The following is an 18,242-nucleotide window of genomic DNA, read 5'->3' on the forward strand; positions in this document are numbered from 1 at the left end:
CCCGCGCAGATCACGGCCAGCAACGCCGCGGGAAGCGCGGCGAGGGCGGCCGGGCGGGTGGCGGGCAGGCGGCGCCCGCGGCGTGGCATCGGGGTCGGGTTCCTCATCCGTTCACGCCGGCCTCAGACCGGCAGGGACCAGGCCTGGTCGACCCGGTGGTCGCCGCACGGGCTCAGCCGGAGCCGCTCGGCCGGGGCGTCGGGGGTGGCGGCCGCGGCGGGCGCGGTCAGGCACAGGCCGCTGACCTCCTCGATGAGGGCGCCGTCACGGCGGTGGGACCAGCTCTGGCCGGGCTGCTCGCTCGGCCGCGGCGCGCAGTCGGCCAGTTCGACGAGACCGTCCTCGCCCGCCGACAGGCATTCGCCGGCGAGCCGCAGGCGGGAATCGTCGCCGAGGAACCACCGCTGGTCGGGGGCTCCGGTGCAGCCGGCCATAACGACGGCGCCGACCCCGCTGGTGTTCGCCCCGTCGGCGCACCGGGCGCCGTCACCGACGATCTGCCCGGTCGGCACGGCCTCGGCGCAGCCGCGCGGGCTCAGCCGCCACACGGCGGTGTCATGGCCGGCCAGCTTGCCGGTCAGGGCGTCGGAGACCTCGCTGCGGGCGCCGCTCCACAGGTCCTGGGCGTCGGCCGTGCACGCGTTCAGGCCGATCTCGTCGAGCGGGACCCTGATGTCACGGGTGTTCGCCGAGCGGTTCAGGACGGCCACCGCCCGGTCGCCGTTCGCGAGGGGGCGGACCAGGATCTCGAAGGTGGCGTTGGAGGAGACCACGGCGCCCTGACGGCCCATCGGGTCCTGGTCCAGCGCGATCATCCGGGTGTTGCCCAGGGCGGCGAGGCCCGCCGGGTTCAGCTTCGAGACGTCGGACGACAGGATGAAGGGGGCCGCCATCATGGCCCAGAGGGCCACCTGGCTGCGACTCTCGGCGGCCGTGAGGCCGGGGGCGCCCGCGAGCAGGAAGTCGGGGTCGTTCCAGTTGCCGGGGCCCGCGTACCGGCCGAGCCAGCGGTTGTAGCCGTAGTTGCCCAGCACCGAACTCCACCGCGAGGTGGCGGGCGCGGCCGGGTTGTAGACCTTGATGTCCTTGCCCTCGCGCCACAGCTGGCCGGTCTCGCCGACCCAGCCGAGCACCTTGTGCCAGTCGGAGCCGCCCCACTCGCCCTGCTGGAAGTAGGCGGGTGCAGAGGCCGACAGGACCATGTCCCGGCCGCTCTCGCGCAGGGCCTTCGCGACGGCGTTGTAGGCGTCCCGGTAGGCCTGCTCCTTGGTGCGCCCCTCCGGCACCCACAGGTTGCAGCCGTCCATCTTGACGTAGTCCACCTTCCAGGAGGCGAACTGCCGTGCGTCCCGGGCGTAGTGGTCGGCCCCGCCGCCCTGGGGGGCGCCGCTGCCCGGGTACTTCTCGCAGGTGAGGTAGCCGGCGTCCTGGTAGATGCCGAACTTCAGGCCCTTGGCGTGCAGGTACTCGCCGAGCCAGGCCATGCCGTGCGGGAACTTCGCGGTGTCGACCACCAGATTGCCCCGCGCGTCCCGGCTCCTGGTCATCCAGCAGTCGTCGACGGTCACCGTGTCGTAGCCCTTGGCGGCGAGCCCCGTCGACACGAGCGCGTCGGCGTTGGCGACGACCTTGGCCTCGTCGATGTCGCACATGTAGTGCGCCCAGTTGTTCCAGCCCATCGGAGGGGTGAGCGCGAGCGGGGTGTCCGAGGTCGCCCGGGGCTCGGCCGCCACCGGGGCGGGGGAGAGCGCGAGGGCGAACAGGGTGGCCGCGGTCAGACAGGGGAGCGTTGCGCGCAGGCGAGGCGGCACGGGGTCTCCTTGACGTGGGGACAGTCGTGCGCCCAGTGCAGCGAGGTGGCTACTCAGTGTCAACGCAAGTCGCTGATTGTCGGCCGATGACCAGCAATATGGCTGCAACGCCTGTCACACGAACGAGATGATACGTCGTATGATACGGTGTATCTCATGCCGAGGAGATCAGCCGCCCTGGACCGCGCCACCCCGGAGGCCATCGCCGTCGCCGCTTTGCGGCTCCTCGACGAGGAGGGGCCGCAGGGCCTCAGCTTCCGCACCCTCGCCGACCGGCTCGACGTCTCCCACGCCACCGTCCAGCGTCGCTGCGTGGACCTCGCCGGACTCCTCGACCTGTGCACCGAGCACCTGGCCGCGCAGCTTCCCGAGATCCCCGCCGGCACCGACTGGGCCGAGGCCACCGAACAGCGGTTCCGTGCGCTGTACCGGCTGCTCACCGCCCACCCCGGACTGCTCGTGCTGCGCGGCGGCCGCCCCTGGCTCGGCCGGCAGCTGCTGGCCCGGCTGGTCGAGCCGGCCCTCGCCGACAGCGTGGCGGCCGGGATGACCGTCGCCGAGGCGATCACCGCGTACCGCCGTATGTACCTGCTCACCCTGGGCAGCGCGGCCTTCGTGGACCACCGGGACCCGGCCGGCGCCACGGCCGCCTCGCGCGCCGCCCTGGCCGCGCTCGATCCCGGGGAGTTCCCCGTACTGTCCGGCGCAATGCCCGACGTACTGCCGGCCCTGACGGACCACGAGGTGTACCACGGCGCCCTGCGCCAGCTGATCGAGGCCGCCCGGCCCGCCACCTGATGGGGAGACCGACCATGGAACGTCCGCAACACCCGCAGCACCCGTTGCATGAGCAGCACCCGCAGCGCCCGCAGCGTCCGCATGTGGCGCCGCAGCGGCTCGACTACGCCGCCGTGCGCGCCGCCGCCGCGCGGATCGCCGGGGGCGTACGGCCCGTCACGGTGGCGCCCGCGGCGGAGGGCGTCTGGTACGCGCTGGAATACCTCCAGCACACCGGCACCTTCAAGGCGCGCGGCGCCCGCAACTTCCTCGCCGCCCACCACGAGGCCGGCGCCCTTCCGGCCGCGGGCGTCACCATCGCCTCCGGCGGCAACGCCGGGCTCGCCTGCGCCTGGGCGGCCCGCGCACTGTCCGTGCCCGCGACGGTCTTCGTGCCCGCCAACGCCCCGCGCGTGAAGGTGGAACGGCTGCGCGGCTACGGGGCCGACGTCCGGCTCGTCGGCGACCGGTACGCCGAAGCGCTCGCCGCCTGCCGGGAGTTCGCCGCCGGGAGCGGGGCGCTGAGCAGCCACGCGTACGACCATCCGCTCATCGCGGCCGGCGCCGGGACCCTGCTCGACGAGATCCGCGACGCCCTGCCCGGGCTGGACACCGTGGTCGTCGCGGTGGGCGGCGGCGGTCTGTTCGCGGGAGTGGCCACCGCCGCGCGCGAACACGGCGTACGGGTCGTCGCGGCCGAACCGGAGAACTGCCGGGCCCTGAACGCGGCCCTGGAGGCGGGCCGGCCCGTCGACGTGAGCGTGGACTCCGTGGCCGCCGACTCCCTGGGCGCCACCCGGGTCTCGGCCGACGCGCTGGCGGCCGCGCAGGAGAAGAACGTGACATCGGTCCTCGTCCCCGACGAGGCGATCACGGCGGCCCGGCGCGCCGTCTGGGAGGAGCACCGGATCGTGGTCGAGGCGGGCGCGGCGACCGCCCTGGCGGCCCTGCGCGAAGCCACGGAACCGCTGGGGGAGCGCGTCGCCGTCGTTCTGTGCGGGGCCAACACCGACCCGAGGGACCTGTCCCTGTATGCACCGCACGCCGGGTCGACCCCGAACGACGATCGTTGCGGCGGGTGACGACTTTCGAGGACAGCACGCGACCCCCGGGCCTTGCGAAGGTGTGAGCGTCCAGGCGATCACCGCCGGACGCGAACCGACTTGGAGGAATGGGCGTGGCTCAGCGCAAGGGTTGTCTGATCGGCTGCGGTGTGGCGCTGGTGCTGGGCATAGGCGCCGTCATCGCGGTCGTCTTCGGCGTGGGGAAGATCGCCGACATGGCGGACAAGAGCCTGCTCGACCCCTCGGTCTACGAAGGTGTGAAGACCGGTGACGCGGAGAGCGACGTCCGCGCGAAGCTGCCGTCGGGCGAGAGCTTCGTCAAGAGCGCCCTCAAGGAGGGCGGTCCGGTCGAGCCCGAAGGCAGCACCTGTGCCTGGTACATCTCCACCGACGACACCGACCTGGGCACGGAGACGGTGCTGCGCTTCTGCTTCAAGGACGGCAAGCTCGCGGAGAAGACCAAGTACCCCATGAAGTAGCCGATTCGGCCGCCGGGACGTCTCGGCCGCGGGTGGCGCCGGCCGCGGATGGCGTCGGCCGCCCTGAGTGTCAGCCGCCAGGGGCGGCGGGCGCCGCGAGGCCGGCCGCGGTGCGGATGTCGCGGGGCGCCCGCCCGTCCCAGCGCCGCACTGCCCGGCGCAGCGCGCGCATGTCGCTGTAGCCGACCCGGGCCGCGATCACCTGGAGCGGCAGATCGGTGGTGCGCAGCAGTTCCATGGTCCGCTCCTGGCGCACGGACTCGACCTCCTCGCGCCAGGTCGTGCCGAGTTCCCGCAGGCGTCGCTGCAGGGTGCGCGGGCTCATCGCCAGCCGTCCCGCCACGTGCTCCAGGTTCACGGTGTCCTCCCGGAAGGCGCCGGCGAGGACCATCCGGAAGCTGTCCTGCCAGAGCATCACCGGCTGGGCGGCCGCCAGCGTCAGCCGGGCCTGGTGCGCCAGCAGGAGGTCCAGCCCCGGCTGCGCCTTGGGCAACGGAGCCCGTACGTCGTCGTCGTGGAAGGTGATCGAGTTGTACGGCGCCTCGAAGTCGACGCGGGTGGTACCGAAGAATTCCGCCAGCCGCCGGTACCCGCCGGGCGCGCCGTGGGTCACGGTGATGCGCAGCGGGACCAGGGGCCGCCCGGTGGCGGCTCGCGCCCGGGTCAGGAACATCGCCAGCGCGAACCAGTCGATCGCCTCCACCACATCCGGCCCCCAGCTCCCCGTGGCGTGGCGGACGGTGAGACTGCGTGCGTCCTCCTCGACGAGGAGCTTCTCGTTGGCCGGGTCGCCGATGACGGCGCTGTACTCCACCACCTGCTTCAGGGACTCCCGGAGGCTGGGGCCGTTGGTGATCAGGTAGTCCCACAGGCCGAACGTGCCGATCGGCGCCTCGGCGGTGAGCAGCGCGCCGACCGCCGTGCCCGGTTCGGTGAGCGTCAGCTCCGCCCACACGGCCAGCGCCGACGGGGTGGAGACCCGGGCCAGGTCGTTGCCCAGCACCTCGGGGCCGAGGTCGTGGAACCGGGCGAACCCGGCCATGTCCCCGCCCGACCGGCGCAGGGCGTCGAGGATGAACCGCGCGAGGTGCACGGAGACGGTGCCGTGGGCGTGCGTGGGCTGCATAGACCCGGTGACGTTACCAGCCGGTCGGGTGAACCTCTGCGTACAGTGCGCAGCTTGGCGCCCGGACGCCGCTGCGCGGCCTGAAACGCGCCCTCCCGGCGCGCCGCCGTTCCCCTGTGGCGCCGACGGTTCCCTCACTGACGCGCGAAGGTCCTTATGGACGTCCGCGGCACCGGCCTACGGTGGCGGCGATCACGGGTATGCGGATCGACGACCGCCTGCGCTCACATGCCGTGATCCGTACGAGACCACCGAGTCGAAGGATCCGACGTGACGTTCTCCCCTGCCCGTTGGCAGAGCCGCCTCGACGCGTTGCGCGCCGCCCATCACGTTCCCGGCGCCGTCCTCGCGGTCTTCGCCGACGGGCGGATCCACGAGCTCGCCAGCGGCCTGCTGCACCGCGGAACAGGGGTGGAGGTCACCACCGACTCGGTGTTCCAGCTGGGCTCCATGGCCAAGATCTACACGGCCACGCTGGTCATGCAGCTCGTCGACAGCGGCCTGCTGGACCTGGACACGCCCGTCGCCGCGCTGCTCCCCGAGTTCTCCCCGGCCGGCGCCCGCGGCGCGGACAAGGAGATCACCGTACGCCGTCTCCTCAGCCACACCAGCGGCCTCACCGGTGAGTTCATCCACGACAGCGGGCGCGGCGACGACTGCCTGGCCGCCTACGTGCGGGCGGCCCGCAACGTGGCGCTCGACTGCCCGCCCGGCACGGCCGTCTCGTACAGCAGCGTCGGCTACACCCTCCTCGGCCGTATCGTCGAGGTCGTCACCGGACGCACCTGGGACCAGGCCCTGAAGGAGCGGATCGTCGCCCCCCTGGGCCTGAACCGCACCATGACCCTGCCCGAGGAGGCGCTGGCCTTCCGTACGGCGATGGGCCATGTCCCGGGCGACGGGCCCGACCCCGAACCGGCGCCGGCCTGGGACATGATGCCCCGGTCGGCAGGACCCCACGGGCGGGTCCTGGCCAGCGCCGCCGACGTGCTGCGCCTGGCCAAGATGCACCTGGACGGCGGCGCCACCGCGGACGGTACCCAGGTCCTGGGCGCCCGCTCCGTCGCGGCGATGCAGCGCTGGGAGGTCGACGTCCCCGACCGGTGGACGGTGAGCGCGGACGGCTGGGGACTGGGCTGGTCCCTCTACGACTGGAACGGCGTCCCCGGGTACGGCCACGACGGCGCCGCCCTCGGCCAGTACGGCTACCTGCGGGTCGTTCCCGGCGCCGACGTCATCGTCGTCCTCCTCACCAACGGCGGCGGATCCCGCCACCTGTACGCCGACCTGTTCCGCGAACTCCTCGCGGACCTCGCCGAGGTCCGTATGCCGCCGCCCTTCGCGCCGCCCGCGTACCCGCCGGCCGTCGACATGACCCCGCTGCTCGGCACCTACCGCCGCGAGGGGGTGGTCATCACGGTCAGCGCCCCCGACGGCACCCCGCACCTGCGCTACGAGTTCGCCGACGGCATGCGGGACTTCTCCCCGCCCCTGGAGAGGGACCTCACCCCGCTCAGCGCCACGGTCTTCGCCGCGGCCGGCGCGGCGGGCACCGCGTTCGGCGAGGCCTGGACCCCGGTCGTCTTCGCCGCCCTCGTCGACGGCACCCCCTGCTGCTACATCAACATGCGCTGCGCCCCCCGCACCCCGGGTGGAAAGGGGGTTTCGTGGGGTGGAGGTAAAGCGCATTAGTAAGGCGCCGGGGAAAGGGGCGACAAGGAGTCAACATGGACGTGCGTGACGCTCGGGTGTCGGGTCGGGGGCGGCGGGGGAGGGCTTTGTACTAAAGCGCATCAGTCCAGTTCGGGGGCGTGGGGTCTGGTCTTGTCGGCATTTCCCGGGCGTTGCCGTGCGATTCGGCACCCGTGCGTCGTCGGCCAGCTTCGGATCGGCGTCATTGACGCGGACTTGCTTTCCCGTAACGGTGGGCACCGCCTCCGGCGACGAGGCCGGACTTCTGTGGAGGCGGCGACGATGGCCCGTTCGAACCCGACCCGTAAGACCCTTGTCGTGCTGGTGTCCGGCGCCCTCCTGTCGACCGCCGCGTGCGGTCTCGGCGGTGCCGGTGCCGGGAACACCGAGGAGGCGGAGAGAACGGGCAGGGTGGCCGGCGAGATCACCTTCCGGACCCTGCAGCTGAAGCCCGCCTTCACCGGCTACGTGCAGGCCGTCATCGACGCCTTCGAGAAGGAACACCCCGAGGTGAAGGTCAACTGGGAGGACGTGCCGGGCGACGGCTACAACGAGAAGCTGGTCGCCGACGCCCAGGCCGGTGCCCTCCCGGACGTGGTCAACCTCTCCACCGACTCCTTCCAGCTCCTCGGCGACCGGGGCATGCTCGCGGACGTCGCGAAGCTCGACGGGGACTCGGCCGGGGAGTACGTACCGGGTGCCTGGGAGCAGTTCAAGCTGCCCGGCAAGGGCGACAGCGTCTACGCCTACCCCTGGTACGTGACCCCGGAGATCCTCACCTACAACAGGGAGCTCTTCGAGAAATCCGGCCTGGACCCGGCCGCTCCGCCCACCAGCGTGGAGCAGTTCTTCGACTACGCCGAGCAGATCGCCGCCCGGTCCGGCGGCCGGTACACGGCCTTCATGGCCGACCCCAAGGGGCGGCTGCCCGGTGACTGGCAGAAGATGGGCGTGCCCGTCCTCAACGCCCGGAAGGACCGGTTCACCTTCGGCACGGACCAGGCCGTCGCATGGGTGGAACGCATGAAGGACCTGTACGACAAGGGCGCCATGCCCAAGGAGTCCCTGCTCAAGTCCGACGACATCAACCAGCTCTACGGCGGCGGCAAACTCGTCTTCGGTCCCGGCTCCCCGGGATTCGTCAAGGACATCAAGCAGAACGCCCCGCAGGTCTACGCCAAGACCGGGGTGGCGGGAGCCGTCACCGGCCGGCTCGGGCACATCGGGATCTACGCCCAGTCGCTCGGCATCAGGAAGGACACCAAGCACCTGGACGCGGCCGCCGCGTTCGCGAAATGGGTCACCAACGGCCCCAACCAGGTGGAGTTCTCCCGGAAGGCCACCATCTACCCCTCCAACGCCCGGGGCCTCGCCGACCCGTTCTTCTCCGACCGGGGCGACGGCAGCGACGCCGAGACACTCGCCCGTGCGGTCGGTGCCGACCAGCTGAAGACCGCCGCCCTCGACGCCAACACCCCGGTCCAGTGGACCAACCAGGTCGGGGACGCCGTCGTACGCGAGGTGCAGAAGGCCATCAAGGGCGAGCAGGACGCCCGGACGGCGGTGAAGAAGGCCGAGGAAGCGGCGAACAGGCTGCTCGCCGACGCGGCCCGCGGATGACCGCCGTCGGCGCAGGCCGGCCCGCCGCCGCACACCCGCCGGCACCCCCGCCCGGACACCCGCCGGCACCCCCGCCCGGACACCCGTCGGCTCACCCGCCCGTGCCGCCGGACGGGCGCCGTCGCAGGGCGGCGCTGCGCGCCATGGAGGCCGACACCGGGCTGCCCCACCGAGCCTGGTGGACCCCGTACCTCTTCCTCGCCCCCGGCCTGGTGATGGTGGTGCTGTTCGGCCTCTGGCCGTTCGTCAACACCGTCATCCTCTCCTTCACCGACGCCCGGATCCTGCGTGGCGGCGGCTTCGTCGGCCTCGACAACTACCGGCGCGCCGTCGCCGACCCCGACTTCTGGGTCGCGACCGGCAACAGCGTGCTCTACCTCCTCGTCGTCGTCCCCTGCCTGGTGTTCCTGCCGCTGGCCCTCGCCGTCCTCGTCCGGGCGAAGATCCCGGGCATCGGCTTCTTCCGTTCCGCCTTCTACACCCCGGTGATCGCCTCCGCCGTGGTCGTCGGGCTGATCTGGCAGTGGGTCCTGCGCAGCGACGGCCTCGTCAACACCGTCTTCCGCCGGCTCCACCTGGTCTCCGAGCCGGTCCCCTTCCTGACGGACAGCACGATGCTGCTGGTCTCCGCGATGATCGTGACCGTGTGGAAGGGCCTCGGCTACTACATGGTCTTCTACCTCGCGGCCCTCGGGAACGTCCCCGCCTCCCTCCACGAGGCCGCCGCCATCGACGGCGCGGGGCCCGTCCGCCGCTTCTTCAGCATCACCGTCCCCCAGGTGAAGCCGATGATGCTGCTGGTCGGAACCCTCTCCGCCATCTCGGCCCTGCGCGTCTTCACCGAGATCTACATCCTCGGCGGGGAGAGCGGCGGGCCCGGCGGCGGCGCCCGCACCCTGCCCTTCCTCATCCGCCAGGTCGGCCTCGGCTTCGCCGGCGAGACCGGCTACGCCTCCGCCATCTCGATCCTGCTGTTCCTCCTCACGCTGGGGTTCAGCCTGCTGGGCCGCCGCCTGACGAAGGGGGACGAGGGATGAGCACGACACCCGCGGGCGAAACCGACCGGGCCGACCGCAGCGGTCGTGCGCGCCGCCGGCTCGGCCTGGCCGCCCGGTACGGCACGCTGCTGCTCATGCTCGTCGTCATGCTGGGCCCGATCGTCTGGCAGTTCCTGACGTCGATCCGCGGCCGCACCGAGAACGTGTACGACGGCGTGCTGCCCACGCAGCCCACCCTCGACAACTACGTCCGGGTCGCCGAGTCCTTCCCGATCCTGCAGTACGTCGGCAACACCCTCGTCGTCGCCGTACTCGCGGTCACCTCGAACATGCTGTTCGCCGCGATGGGCGGATACGCCCTCTCCCGCGCCGCCTGGAAGGGCCGCGAGGTGGTCTTCACCGTCCTCGTCGCGACCCTGATGTTCCCCTTCGAGTCCGTGATGATCTCGATGTTCCTCACGGTCCGCGGGATGGGCCTGGTCGACACCCTCGTCGGCGTGTGGCTGCCCGGAGCGGTCTCCGTCCTCAACATCATGATCATGAGGGCGGCCTTCCTCGCCGTGCCCAAGGAGGTCGAGGAGGCCGCCGTCCTCGACGGGGCGGGCGAGTGGACCCGCTTCACCCGGGTCTTCGTCCCCTCCGCCAAGGGCGCCCTGGCCGTCGTCTGCATCACCAGCTTCATGGGCGCCTGGGACGACTTCCTGTGGCCGCTGCTGGTCCTCACCGACAGCGACCACTACACCCTCCAGCTCGGCCTGAAGACCCTGGCCGGCGCCACCACCGTCAACGACCAGCGGCTCGTCGCCGCCGGCGCGATGGCCGCGCTCCTGCCGATGATGCTCTTCTTCTTCGCCCTCCAGCGCTTCTTCTTCAAGGGCGTGGGCGAGGGCGCCGTCAAGTTCTGAGCCGGACCGTCCGACGAACCGACCCGCAGGCCCCCGTACCGACCGACCACCACTCCGGGAGCAGCTGTCATGCATGACGACCGCAGCATCACCGAACACCGCCTCCGCCGGGTGCTCCACGAGCGCATCAAGCCCGCCGTCCACTCCAGCCCGCTCCCGCTGACCGTCGAGCGCTGGGACGCCCCCGGCGAGCCCGTCTCCGTCGCCGAGGGCCTGGCAGCGCCCTACGAGCCCTGCGCGCCCGGCGATGCGTGGGGCCCGGCCTGGGGCACCACCTGGTTCAGGGTCACCGGAACCGTCCCCGCCGGTTGGGCCGGGCGGACCGTGGAAGCCGTCCTCGACCTCGGCTTCGACCGGATGATGCCCGGCTTCCAGTGCGAGGGCCTGGTCCACCGGGCCGACGGCGGCGAGATCAAGGCCCTCAACCCGTACAACGACTGGGTGCGCGTGGCGGACCGCGCCGAGGGCGGCGAGCGGATCGAATGGTACGTCGAGGCCGCCTCCAACCCCGTCCTCGTCGACCACCGCCCCACCTACGAGGGCGACGCGCGCACCAGCGGCGACCAGCCCCTCTACCGCCTCGCCCGGATGGACCTCACCGTCTTCGAGGCCGAGGTCTGGGAACTGGTCCAGGACCTCGACGTGCTCTACGAGCTGATGACGCAGCTCGCCGCCGACGACGCCCGCCGGTACGAGATCCTGCACGCCCTCGGCGCCGCCCTGGACGCGGTCGACCTCACCGACGTGCCCGGCACGGCGGCCGCCGCCCGGGCCCGCCTTGCCGGGGTCCTGGCCGCCCCCGCCAACGCCTCCGCGCACCGCATCAGCGCGGTCGGCCACGCCCACATCGACTCCGCGTGGCTGTGGCCGCTGCGCGAGACGGTGCGCAAGGTCGCCCGCACCACGTCCAACATGGTCAATCTCATGGACGACCACCCCGAGTTCGTCTTCGCCATGTCGCAGGCGCAGCAGCTCGACTGGATCAGGACCCACCGGCCCGAGCTCTTCGAACGGGTCAAGAAGAAGGTCGCGGACGGACAGTTCGTGCCGGTCGGCGGCATGTGGGTGGAGTCCGACACCAACATGGTCGGCGGGGAGGCGATGGCCCGCCAGTTCCTCTACGGCAAGAAGTTCTTCCTCGACGAGTTCGGCATCGACACCCACAACGTCTGGCTGCCCGACTCCTTCGGCTACACCGCCGCCATGCCGCAGATCGTCAAACTGACCGGCTCCCGGTGGTTCCTGACCCAGAAGATCTGCTGGTCGCAGGTGAACGCGTTTCCCCACCACACCTTCTGGTGGGAGGGCATCGACGGCACCCGCGTCTTCACGCACTTCCCGCCCGTCGACACCTACAACTCCGACCTCGGCGGCGCCCAGATGGCACACGCCGCTCGCAACTACCGAGAAAAAGGCCGTGGTTCACGTTCACTAACGCCCTTCGGCTGGGGTGACGGCGGTGGCGGCCCCACCCGTGAGCACCTCGCCCGCGCCCGCCGTCAGCGCGACCTCGAAGGCTCCCCGCGCATCGAGATCGAGCGGCCCGACGCCTTCTTCGAGAAGGCCCACGCCGAGTACGAGGACGCGCCCGTCTGGGCCGGCGAGCTCTACCTGGAGCTGCACCGTGGCACCTACACCTCCCAGGCCAGGACCAAACAGGGCAACCGGCGCAGCGAATCGCTGCTGCGCGAGGCGGAGTTGTGGGCGGCGACCGCCGCCGTGCGGGTGGCGGGGTACGCGTATCCGTACGAGGACCTGGAGCGGATCTGGAAGACGGTGCTGCTCCACCAGTTCCACGACATCCTGCCCGGGTCCTCCATCGCCTGGGTGCACCGCGAGGCCCGCGAGACGTACGGGCAGGTGGCCGGGGAACTCCGGGGGATCACCTTCGCCGCGCAGCGGGCGCTGGCGGGGGAGGGTGCCGAGGAACTGGTCTTCAACTGTGCCCCGTACGCCCGCCGCGGCGTCCCGGCGGGCGGTGCGGCCCGCCCCGCGCAGCCGCGGGAGCCCGTCACGGCGGAGGAGCGGCACGGTGGCGGGCACGTCCTGGCCAACGGCCGGCTGCTGGTGGAGGTGGACGGCCGCGGCCTGATCGTCTCCGTCTACGACCTGGAGGCGCGCCGCGAGTCCATCGCCCCGGGGGCCGCCGCGAACCTGCTCCAGATCCACCCCGACTTTCCCAACATGTGGGATGCCTGGGACGTGGACGAGTTCTACCGCAACAACGTCACCGACCTCGTCGGCCTGGACGCCCTGGAGGTCGCCGAGAGCGGACCCGGGTCGGCGACGGTCCGGGTGACCCGCTCCTTCGGGAGGTCCAGGGCCGTCCAGCGGATCACCCTGCGGGCCGGGGCCAAGACGGTCGACATCGTCACGGACGTCGACTGGCACGAGACGGAGAAGTTCCTCAAGGCGGCCTTCCCGCTGGACGTGAAGGCCGAACGGACAGCGTCCGAGACGCAGTTCGGCCACGTCTTCCGGGCCACCCACACCAACACCTCATGGGAGGCTGCCAAGTTCGAGATCTGCGCACACCGCTGGATCCACGCGGAGGAGCCCGGCTGGGGGGTCGCCCTGCTCAACGACTCCACGTACGGGCACGACGTGACCCGTGACGTACGGGACGACGGCGGCCAGACCACCACCGTGCGGCTCTCGCTGCTGCGGGCCCCGCGCTACCCGGACCCGGAGACCGACCAGGGCACCCACACCCTGCGGTACTCGCTGGCGCCCGGCGCGGGCATCGGGGACGCGGTCCGCGAGGGCCACGCGCTGAACCTGCCCGAGCGCACCCTCACCGGCGCCGGCCCGGTCGCCCCGCTGCTGGCGGTCGACGAGGACGCGGTGGTGGTCGAGGCGGTCAAACTGGCCGAGGACCGCAGCGGTGACGTGGTCGTCCGCCTCTACGAGTCCCGCGGCGGCCGCGCCCGCGCCGTGCTCACGGCGGACTTCCCGGTCGCGGAGGCCGTGGAGAGCGACCTGCTGGAGCGGCCCCTCGCGGGCACGGCCGTCGCCGCCCCGGCGGCGGACGGCACGGTCGCCCTGACCCTGCGCCCCTTCCAGATCCTCACGGTCCGCCTCCGCCGCGCCTGACGGCCGCCCGCACGGCCCCGGCCCGGCCGCCCGCCGGGCCGGGGGCCGTGCGGCGTCGGCGGCGTGAACTGCGCCACAGGCGCGCGCGGGCCGGGCCCCAGGAACAGGGGAACGCGGGCCGATGGCCCCCGACCTGGTTATGCACCTAGTTGCAAAACATGCCCCGCCTCGCTAGAACAGGTTCATCACCCCCGTGCGAGGAGGCACACCCGATGAGTCCGCAGAGTTCCCAGAGCCGGTACCCGCACCTGCTGAGCCCCCTGGACCTCGGCTTCACCACCCTGCCGAACCGCGTGATCATGGGGTCGATGCACACCGGCCTGGAGGAGCACCAGGGCGGCTTCGAGCGCCTCGCCGCCTTCTACGCCGAACGCGCCCGCGGCGGCGCCGGCCTGATCGTCACCGGCGGCATAGCCCCCAACGACGCCGGCCGCCCCTTCGAGGGAGGATCCCGCCTCACCACCGAGGAGGAGGCCGCCGAGCACCGGGTGATCACCGACGCCGTGCACGCCGAAGGCGGGAAGATCGCGATGCAGATCCTCCACTTCGGCCGCTACGCCTACCACAAGGACCTGGTCGCGCCCAGTGCCATCCAGGCCCCCATCAGCCCCTTCGTCCCGAACGAGCTCTCCGGCGACGAGGTCGAGCAGACGGTGGAGGACTTCGTCCGGGCCGCCCGGCTCGCCCGGCTCGCCGGCTACGACGGCGTCGAGATCATGGGCTCCGAGGGCTACCTGATCAACGAGTTCATCGCCGCCGCGACCAACAAGCGCACCGACCGCTGGGGCGGCGCCTACGAGAACCGCGTCCGCTTCCCGCTGGAGATCGTCCGCCGCACCCGCGAGGCCGTCGGCGAGGACTTCATCCTCGTCTACCGCCTCTCCATGCTCGACCTGATCCCCGGCGGCTCCACCCTCGACGAGGTGGTCCACCTCGCCAAGGAGATCGAGGCGGCCGGCGCCACCATCATCAACACCGGGATCGGCTGGCACGAGGCCCGCATCCCCACCATCGCCACCTCCGTCCCGCGCGGCGCCTACACCTGGGTCACGAAGCGGCTGATGGGCGCGGTCTCCGTCCCGCTCGTCACCAGCAACCGCATCAACACCCCGGAGATCGCCGAGGAACTGCTCGCCGACGGCCGCGCCGACCTCGTCTCCCTGGCCCGCCCCTTCCTGGCCGACGCCGACTTCGTCGCCAAGGCCGCGGCCGGCCGCCCCGAGACGATCAACACCTGCATCGGCTGCAACCAGGCCTGCCTCGACCACACCTTCAGCGGCAAGATCACCAGCTGCCTGGTCAACCCGCGCGCCTGCCACGAGACCGAGCTCGTGCTCTCGCCCACGAAGCTGAAGAAGCGCGTCGCCGTCGTCGGCGCCGGCCCGGCCGGCCTCGCCTGCGCGGTCTCCGCCGCCGAACGCGGCCACACCGTCACCCTCTTCGAGGCCTCCGGCCACATCGGCGGCCAGCTCGACATCGCCCGCCGCATCCCGGGCAAGGAGGAGTTCGAGGAGACCATCCGCTACTTCGGCACCCAGCTCGCCGCCCACGCCGTCGACGTCCGCCTGGACACCCGCGCCGACGTGGAGACCCTCCAGGGCTACGACGAGGTCGTCGTCGCCACCGGCGTCACCCCCCGCACCCCCGACATCGAGGGCGTGGACCACGCCAACGTCGTCAGCTACCTCGACGTCCTGCGCGACGGCGCCCCCGTCGGCGAGCGCGTCGCCGTCGTCGGCGCCGGCGGCATCGGCTTCGACGTCGCCGAGTACCTCACCGACAGCGGCGAGGGCGCCTCCCAGGACCCTGACGTCTACTTCCGCCACTGGGGCGTCGACACCGAGTACGCCGGTCCCGGCGGGCTCACCGCGCCCGAGCGCCCCGCGCCGCCGCGCCAGGTCCACCTGCTCCAGCGCAAGGCCACCAAGGTCGGCGCCGGCCTCGGCACCACCACCGGCTGGATCCACCGTGCCGAGCTCAAGCACCGCGGTGTCGTCTCCGTCGCCGGAGCCGCGTACGACCGCATCGACGACGAGGGCCTGCACATCACCGTCGGCGGCGAGCAGCGCCTCGTACCCGCGGACACGGTCGTGCTGTGCACCGGCCAGGAGCCGCGCCGGGACCTGTACGAGGCGCTGCGCGCGGCCGGCGTCGAGGCCCACCTGATCGGCGGCGCCGACGTGGCGGCCGAGCTCGACGCCAAGCGGGCCATCCGCCAGGGCACGGAGCTCGCCGCGAAGCTCTGACCGAAAGGGGATTGTGGCGGTCCGGGCGGGCCGCCACAATCTCCCGGTGACGTTCTCTCCCGCAGACGCAGACAAGATCCTCGCCGACAACTTCGCGCCCTGGGTGCTCGCCCTCGGACTGACCGTCCAGGAGACCGGCGAGCGGCACGCCGTCCTGCGGCTGCCGTGGTCCGCCGACCTCGCGCGGGACGGCGGCGGCCTCTCCGGGCAGGCCATGATGGCCGCCGCGGACACCGCCACGGTCATCGCGATCTCCGCCGCGCGCGGCGGGTACGGCCCGATGACCACCGTCCAGCAGTCGACGAGCTTCCAGCGGCCGGTCGTCGACGCCGACGTGCTCGTCCACGTACGGGTCACCAAGCTCGGCAAGCGCATGGCCTTCGCCGACATCACCCTGACCCCCGAGGGCGCCGACGAGCCGGCCGCCACCGCCTCCACCGTCTACGCCCTGCTCGGCTGACCGCCGCGGGGCCGGGTCAGAACCCGGCCGGCCCGGGCACCCCGGGGAGCGGCAGCGGCTTGGCCGGAGCCGCTCCGCGGCCCTCGGCGGTGGCCCCGCCGGGTTCCGGCAGGTCACGTCCTGGGCGGGCAGCCTGCCCGTGTGACGGTGCAGAACGCGTGGGACTCGCAGACCCCGCTCACCAGCGGCGAGATCCGCGAGCCCTTGGCCGGCACACCGCCGCCGGGCCGGCCCACCTGACTCAGCTTCCTGCAGGGGGAGTCGAGTGGCCGGAGTGCTCGGAGGAGCCGGCGGGCGCGGAGGGTGCCGCCCCGCCGGAGGGCGCGGCGGGCGCGGAGGGGTCAGTGTGCCCGGACGAGGGCCCGTTGTGCGCGGTGCCGGTCTCCACGGAGCCGCCGAGCCGTCCGCGGAGCGCGTTCAGGGCGTCCGCGGACTGGGTGGTGACGACCCAGCGGTCACCGACCAGATAGACCCCGCCGTAGGCGCGGGCCTCGTCCAGCCAGGCGCTCAGCCCCTTCTGGGCGGCGAAGGTGACCATGCGGTAGGCGCCCTGCTCGGTCTGACAGCCGCCCTGCCGCAACTCTTCGGCCTCCATGCTCACTTCGGCCGAACAGCCGATGGCCGTCGCGATCTCCTCGATCGAGGTCGTGGGCTTGGCGGCCTCCTCCGCGGAGGCTGCGGGCGTGGCCGCGTGCCCGGCGCATCCTCCGCACAGCAGCACGGTGACGCACGCCGCGGCGACGGCCGCGAGCGACGGGCGGATCCGGAGGGCGGGGCGGGCGGTGGACGGCATCGGGACCTCACGGGCTGATCGGGGAAAAGGGGTCGTGGTGCCCGGGAGGGGAGGGGCCCGGGCACCACGCGTTGAGGGGGTGTTGTGCTGTTCGGTGCTGTGTGGTGCTGTGCTGTGCGCCGCGGGTGAAGCCCTTGGGGGTGGGCTCCGCGGCCTCAGCCGGTGGCCGTCACCTTCTTGCCCTTGTCGGAGACCGCGAACCAGACGCCCTTGTTGCCCTGTCCGTTGATGTCACCCGGTTCCTTGTCACCGGTGAAGGTGTACAGCGGCCAGCAGTCGATCGTGAGCTGTTCGGTTCCGTCGGGCCGCTTGAACGTGCCCACCAATTCGGCGGGAATTCCCTTCACCAATTCCTTGTCGACGGCCTTGGCGGGCTTCCACGTGTTCAGGCAGGCATCGAGGCAATTGGTCTTCATCGGCCAGGCGCTGTCCTTGTCGAACCGGTAGAGCGTGCGGCCCTCCGCATCCGTGAGGATGGCGCCGAGCTTCGTGTCCCGGTTGACGCCGATCGGGTCGGCCTGCGCCTTCTCCTGCCCGCCGGCCTCGCCCGCACCGGCGCCGGCACCCGCGCCCGCACCGGCGCCCGCGCTCGGGTCGGCGCCGGCCCCGGAGCCCGCGTTGTTGCCGGCCTTCGCCGGCTTGCCGTCGGGCGCCAGCACGTGCCAGGTCCCGCCGACGCCCTCGCCGAGGGTGTCGCCCGCCTTGGTGTCCTTCGCGTAGCGGTACACCGGCCAGCCGTCCAGGGTCAGCTGCTTGGTACCGTCGGCCCGTTCGACCGAGCCGAGCAGGCTCTTGTCGATGCCCGCCCCGGCCGACGCGTCGTCCGCGGAGACCGCCGGCCAGACCTTGGCGCAGTCGCCCTCACAGTTGGACTTCGGGGGCTTCGGCGTGTCCTTGTCGAACCGGTAGAGCGTGAATCCCGCGCTGTCGGTGACCGTGTTCCCGAGCTCCGTGGTCGCCCTCACCTTGAGCTCTCCGGCCGGGCCGGACTTCACGGTGTCGGCCGCCGGGACAGCACCCGATCCGCCTCCGTAGCCGTCGTAGCCGGACCCCGCCTGTTTGCTGTCGCCCACCGGCTGAACCGAATCACTCTTTCCCGCGGAATTGTCGCCGCTGCCGCATGCGGCGGTCAGCATCAATACCGCGACGGCCGACCCGGCGAATACTCCACGACGCAT

14 protein-coding genes are annotated in these 18,242 nt (G+C 72.2%); 10 read left to right on the forward strand and 4 right to left on the reverse strand.

Annotation, left to right across the window (positions count from 1 at the left end; translation table 11 throughout):
- Positions 1–122: 122 nt before the first annotated feature.
- On the reverse strand, positions 123–1,811 hold the full coding sequence (locus AAT21_RS11675) for a ricin-type beta-trefoil lectin domain protein (protein WP_235438749.1): 1,689 nt from the start codon (positions 1,809–1,811) through the stop codon (positions 123–125).
- Positions 1,812–1,967: 156 nt separating this feature from the next.
- Between AAT21_RS11675 and AAT21_RS11680 the strand changes: the two genes are divergently transcribed.
- The 3 genes from AAT21_RS11680 (at position 1,968) to AAT21_RS11690 (ending at position 4,131) form a co-directional block, all read left to right on the forward strand.
- The gene (locus AAT21_RS11680) at positions 1,968–2,609 is read left to right on the forward strand and encodes a TetR/AcrR family transcriptional regulator (RefSeq protein WP_046776561.1); all 642 of its coding nucleotides are present in this window, start codon (positions 1,968–1,970) and stop codon (positions 2,607–2,609) included.
- Positions 2,610–2,623: 14 nt separating this feature from the next.
- Positions 2,624–3,670 (forward strand): serine/threonine dehydratase, encoded by a 1,047-nt coding sequence (locus AAT21_RS11685; RefSeq protein WP_079025567.1) that lies wholly within the window; start codon positions 2,624–2,626, stop codon positions 3,668–3,670.
- Positions 3,671–3,759: 89 nt separating this feature from the next.
- Positions 3,760–4,131, forward strand: a complete 372-nt coding sequence (locus AAT21_RS11690) for a hypothetical protein (protein ID WP_235438750.1) — start codon at positions 3,760–3,762, stop codon at positions 4,129–4,131.
- 70 nt (positions 4,132–4,201) lie between these two features.
- Here the strand turns inward: AAT21_RS11690 and AAT21_RS11695 are convergent, their stop codons facing one another.
- On the reverse strand, positions 4,202–5,257 hold the full coding sequence (locus tag AAT21_RS11695; RefSeq protein WP_046776564.1) for an AraC family transcriptional regulator: 1,056 nt from the start codon (positions 5,255–5,257) through the stop codon (positions 4,202–4,204).
- A gap of 270 nt (positions 5,258–5,527) precedes the next feature.
- On the opposite strand from AAT21_RS11695, the gene AAT21_RS11700 reads away from it, so the two are divergent.
- From AAT21_RS11700 to AAT21_RS11730, 7 genes are all read left to right on the forward strand, one after another.
- A complete protein-coding gene (locus AAT21_RS11700) occupies positions 5,528–6,949 on the forward strand; it encodes a serine hydrolase domain-containing protein (protein ID WP_046776565.1) in 1,422 nt (473 codons plus the stop codon).
- A 282-nt stretch (positions 6,950–7,231) separates the two neighbouring features.
- Positions 7,232–8,569, forward strand: a complete 1,338-nt coding sequence (locus AAT21_RS11705; RefSeq protein WP_235438751.1) for an ABC transporter substrate-binding protein — start codon at positions 7,232–7,234, stop codon at positions 8,567–8,569.
- A 143-nt stretch (positions 8,570–8,712) separates the two neighbouring features.
- Positions 8,713–9,606, forward strand: a complete 894-nt coding sequence (locus AAT21_RS11710; RefSeq protein ID WP_046776566.1) for a carbohydrate ABC transporter permease — start codon at positions 8,713–8,715, stop codon at positions 9,604–9,606.
- Positions 9,603–10,472, forward strand: coding sequence for a carbohydrate ABC transporter permease (locus AAT21_RS11715; protein WP_046776567.1), 870 nt, complete (start codon positions 9,603–9,605; stop codon positions 10,470–10,472). The genes AAT21_RS11710 and AAT21_RS11715 overlap by 4 nt, the downstream gene beginning before the upstream one ends.
- A gap of 69 nt (positions 10,473–10,541) precedes the next feature.
- Entirely contained in the window at positions 10,542–13,565 is a 3,024-nt protein-coding gene (locus AAT21_RS11720; RefSeq protein ID WP_046776568.1) for an alpha-mannosidase, read from the forward strand.
- A 212-nt stretch (positions 13,566–13,777) separates the two neighbouring features.
- On the forward strand, positions 13,778–15,811 hold the full coding sequence (locus tag AAT21_RS11725) for an NADPH-dependent 2,4-dienoyl-CoA reductase (RefSeq protein ID WP_046776569.1): 2,034 nt from the start codon (positions 13,778–13,780) through the stop codon (positions 15,809–15,811).
- 46 nt (positions 15,812–15,857) lie between these two features.
- Positions 15,858–16,271: a PaaI family thioesterase gene (locus tag AAT21_RS11730; RefSeq protein ID WP_046777274.1), complete on the forward strand. Its 414-nt coding sequence runs from the start codon at positions 15,858–15,860 to the stop codon at positions 16,269–16,271.
- Positions 16,272–16,512: 241 nt separating this feature from the next.
- On the opposite strand, the gene AAT21_RS11735 is transcribed toward AAT21_RS11730, so the two are convergent.
- Together AAT21_RS11735 and AAT21_RS11740 are read right to left on the reverse strand one after the other, a co-directional pair.
- A complete protein-coding gene (locus AAT21_RS11735) occupies positions 16,513–17,064 on the reverse strand; it encodes a hypothetical protein (protein WP_052757716.1) in 552 nt (183 codons plus the stop codon).
- Positions 17,065–17,219: 155 nt separating this feature from the next.
- Positions 17,220–18,242 (reverse strand): SCO0930 family lipoprotein, encoded by a 1,023-nt coding sequence (locus AAT21_RS11740; RefSeq protein ID WP_046776570.1) that lies wholly within the window; start codon positions 18,240–18,242, stop codon positions 17,220–17,222.

The sequence above is a fragment of the Streptomyces yangpuensis genome (assembly GCF_001005295.1).
In the GTDB taxonomy this organism is placed as follows: domain Bacteria; phylum Actinomycetota; class Actinomycetes; order Streptomycetales; family Streptomycetaceae; genus Streptomyces; species Streptomyces yangpuensis.

Bases quoted from the DNA above. Each gene is read 5' to 3' on its own strand.
- AAT21_RS11715 (WP_046776567.1), top strand. From the start codon at position 9,603: ATGAGCACGACACCCGCGGGCGAAACCGACCGGGCCGACCGCAGCGGT.
- AAT21_RS11720 (WP_046776568.1), top strand. From the start codon at position 10,542: ATGCATGACGACCGCAGCATCACCGAACACCGCCTCCGCCGGGTGCTC.
- AAT21_RS11690 (WP_235438750.1), top strand. From the start codon at position 3,760: ATGGGCGTGGCTCAGCGCAAGGGTTGTCTGATCGGCTGCGGTGTGGCG.
- AAT21_RS11740 (WP_046776570.1), bottom strand. From the start codon at position 18,242: ATGCGTCGTGGAGTATTCGCCGGGTCGGCCGTCGCGGTATTGATGCTG.
- AAT21_RS11725 (WP_046776569.1), top strand. From the start codon at position 13,778: ATGAGTCCGCAGAGTTCCCAGAGCCGGTACCCGCACCTGCTGAGCCCC.
- AAT21_RS11735 (WP_052757716.1), bottom strand. From the start codon at position 17,064: ATGCCGTCCACCGCCCGCCCCGCCCTCCGGATCCGCCCGTCGCTCGCG.
- AAT21_RS11680 (WP_046776561.1), top strand. From the start codon at position 1,968: ATGCCGAGGAGATCAGCCGCCCTGGACCGCGCCACCCCGGAGGCCATC.
- AAT21_RS11710 (WP_046776566.1), top strand. From the start codon at position 8,713: ATGGAGGCCGACACCGGGCTGCCCCACCGAGCCTGGTGGACCCCGTAC.
- AAT21_RS11685 (WP_079025567.1), top strand. From the start codon at position 2,624: ATGGAACGTCCGCAACACCCGCAGCACCCGTTGCATGAGCAGCACCCG.
- AAT21_RS11705 (WP_235438751.1), top strand. From the start codon at position 7,232: ATGGCCCGTTCGAACCCGACCCGTAAGACCCTTGTCGTGCTGGTGTCC.
- AAT21_RS11695 (WP_046776564.1), bottom strand. From the start codon at position 5,257: ATGCAGCCCACGCACGCCCACGGCACCGTCTCCGTGCACCTCGCGCGG.